This is a genomic window from Marinospirillum sp. (assembly GCF_014859565.1).
This window is the reverse complement of record NZ_JACUUA010000319.1, coordinates 1-3,148: the sequence shown is the minus strand read 5'-3', so window position 1 is coordinate 3,148 and position 3,148 is coordinate 1. Positions and strand designations below refer to the sequence as shown.

General features: G+C 50.3%; 2 protein-coding genes. Both read right to left on the bottom strand.

The genetic code is table 11. The features are described 5' to 3' along the window. Window positions 1-409: 409 nt before the first annotated feature. The gene (gene fba, locus IBX50_RS18995) at window positions 410-1,474 is read right to left on the bottom strand and encodes a class II fructose-bisphosphate aldolase (protein ID WP_292257968.1); all 1,065 of its coding nucleotides are present in this window, start codon (window positions 1,472-1,474) and stop codon (window positions 410-412) included. Window positions 1,475-1,503: 29 nt separating this feature from the next. Then, window positions 1,504-2,943: a pyruvate kinase gene (gene pyk, locus IBX50_RS18990; RefSeq protein ID WP_292257967.1), complete on the bottom strand. Its 1,440-nt coding sequence runs from the start codon at window positions 2,941-2,943 to the stop codon at window positions 1,504-1,506. Window positions 2,944-3,148: the final 205 nt, after the last annotated feature.

Sequence of the window (3,148 nt, the reverse complement as noted above, 5' to 3'; positions counted from 1 at the left end):
TTGCCGTCCGTAATGGACTGCTGCGGTGCGCCGGCGATGGGTAGATCAAGGCCATGCTTGATTTTAATCATAGGTCGCCCAGTCACCAAGTTGTTGAAAAACAAAAGCTTAAAAGCTACTTCTAAAAAAACCGTAAAAACAGAGACAGCCAAGGATCACCGCTGCATGCCAAGGATCACTGCTGCACTCCGTTTTTTATGAATTCGTTGGTTGTTATTCATTCGGCGCCTTCGCGCGTCTTTTTGTCGCAGCGGATTCTACCTAAAAATACCGCAAAAAGAAATCAGCCAACCTATCTGCTGATAATAAAAATCCGCTGCATTATCGCAGTGCTGACTGATATTTCAAAGCCTTATAGACTTTAAGACGGGAATCCTTCTATATACTAGATTGATCTAAAAGCTGCATATCAGTTAATACTTTGATTCAGCAAACCCCGCTCGTAGCGCTCGCGCATTGCGTCCAGACCCAGGGACTTGATTCTGGATGCATGACCTGCACAACCGAAGGCTTCAAATCGAGCCTTACAGATCTGCATCATGGCATCTTCAGCGGCACGATAAAACTTGCGTGGGTCAAAGTTTGCAGGGTTATCATGCAGAAATTGACGAACGGCACCTGTAGATGCCAAGCGTAGATCCGTATCAATATTCACCTTACGTACACCGTGACGTATCCCTTCAATAATGGCATCAACAGGCACCCCGTAGGTCTGCCCCAGGTCGCCGCCATAGTTGTTGATAATCTGCAGCCACTCTTCAGGCACTGAGGAAGAGCCGTGCATAACCAGATGAGTGGTGGGAATTCGCTGGTGGATCTTTTTAATCTGGTCAATCTTGAGAACATCATCCGAAGGTTTGGAGCTGAATTTATAAGCACCATGAGAGGTTCCCACTGCCACGGCCAGACAATCCACCTGAGTGGCACGCACAAAATCGGCCGCTTCTTCCGGGTCTGTCAAAAGGCTGGCATGATCCAGCTCTTGATCAGAACCATGGCCATCCTCTTCACCCATCTTGCCTGTTTCCAAAGAACCCAGACAACCCAACTCACCCTCCACGGAAACACCACCGGCATGCGCCAGGCGCACCACTTCCGAGGTGATTGCCACGTTATATTCATAACTGGCCGGTGTTTTCATGTCTGATTCCAGTGAGCCATCCATCATCACCGAGGTGAAACCTGACTGGATAGCTCTCAGGCAGACACCAACATCCGAGCCATGATCCTGATGCATAACCACAGGAATATGCGGGTACATTTCCACCGCCCCCAGCACCAGATGACGCAGCAAAGGCTCTCCGGCATATTTACGCGCCCCGGCAGAACCTTGCAGAATAACCGGTGAGTTCACTTCATCCGCAGCGCGCATAATGGCGCGGACCTGCTCCATGTTGTTGACGTTAAAGGCTGGCATACCAAAATCATTTTCGGCAGCATAATCCATCAGTTCACGCAGGGTGATCATTGGCATTGTGGGTTTCCTCACTTTTTTTGTTGTTGTTAAAGGGTGATCACTTCCATGCGGTTGGTACCACCCAGTGCACCTTGCTGTTCTCCCCGTGTCAGAAGAACCCGGTCACCGGGCTGAACCACGCCCTCCTGCAGCAGTTGATTAAGAACTTGCTGGCGGATTTCAGAAGCATTAAGACCGGTATAACTGATCAGCGATGGATAAACGCCCCGATAAAGACAAACACGGCGGCAGGTATCCACATGCGGCGTCAAGGCAAAAATTGGCAGACCTGAGCTGATGCGTGACATTAATAAGGGGGTATTACCTGACTCCGTCAACGCTGCCAGACATTTGATGGAAGAATGGTTGGCAGCATACATACTGGCCATGGCAATAATTTCATCCACCGCTTCAAAGGTCTGATCAATGCGATGGGTAGATTTACGGGTGGTACAGGATTTTTCGGCTTCCATGCAGATACCAGACATGGCCTCTACCACACGAGACGGATAACGCCCAGTTGCAGTTTCGCCCGAAAGCATAACGGCATCCGTACCATCCATCACCGCATTGGCAACATCAAAAACCTCCGCACGCGTGGGAATGGCATTTTCAATCATACTTTCCATCATCTGGGTGGCAGTGATGGTGATGCGATTAAGGTGCCGAGCACGTTTGATGATTTTTTTCTGCAGCTCGGGTAACTTGGCATCCCCCACTTCCACACCCAGATCACCGCGAGCAATCATGACCACATCGGAAGCCAGAATCACAGCATCCAGGGTGGCATCATCGGCCACCACTTCTGCTCTTTCGATTTTTGAAACAATATGCGCTTCCAGACCCGCTTGGCGTGCCAGTTGACGGCAAACTTCAACATCTTCAGCGGTACGAGGAAAAGAAATGGCTAGGTAATCTGCCTGCATCTCTGCTGCGATCAGAATATCTTCTTTATCCTTGTCCGTTAAAGCCGCTGCCGAGAGACCACCACCCAGCAGGTTAATACCCTTGTTATCCGACAGGTCACCACCCACCAGAACACGACATTCCACCCGCTCACCCACAACCTTGACCACTTGCAACACCACACGACCATCATCCAACAGCAGTTGATCGTCCGGTCCAACATCTTGTGGTAATTGGGTGTAAATCAGACCCACTTGGGTGATATCTCCATCAGCAATCCCGACACGACAATCCAGAGCAAAGTTGTCTCCTTCCTGCAATTCAACCTTGCCTTCCTTAAAGCGGCCAATACGAATTTTTGGACCCTGCAGGTCGACCAGTACAGCCACTTCACGCTTTTGTCTTGCCGCTGCTTCACGGACATTTTTGACTCTTTGTTGGTGGTCTGCTGCCGTGCCATGGGACATATTGATCCTGACCACATCCACACCAGCCTGCAGCAGTTTGTCCAGCTCACCGGGGCGATCCGTGGCGGGGCCTAGTGTGGCGACTATTTTGGTGCGTCTGAGAACTCGATTCATGACTACCCCCTTCAGGCGGAAAAACAGTATGTAATATCATGATGACAGGAGTGCTTCGGTGGCAGCGATGACATTCTCCACGGTGAAGCCGAATTCTTCGAAAAGCTGCTCAGCCGGGGCGGATTCACCGAAGCTTTCCATACCAATAATGGCACCTTCCAGACCGGCATACTTGTACCACCAGTCTTTATGAGAGGCTTCCACC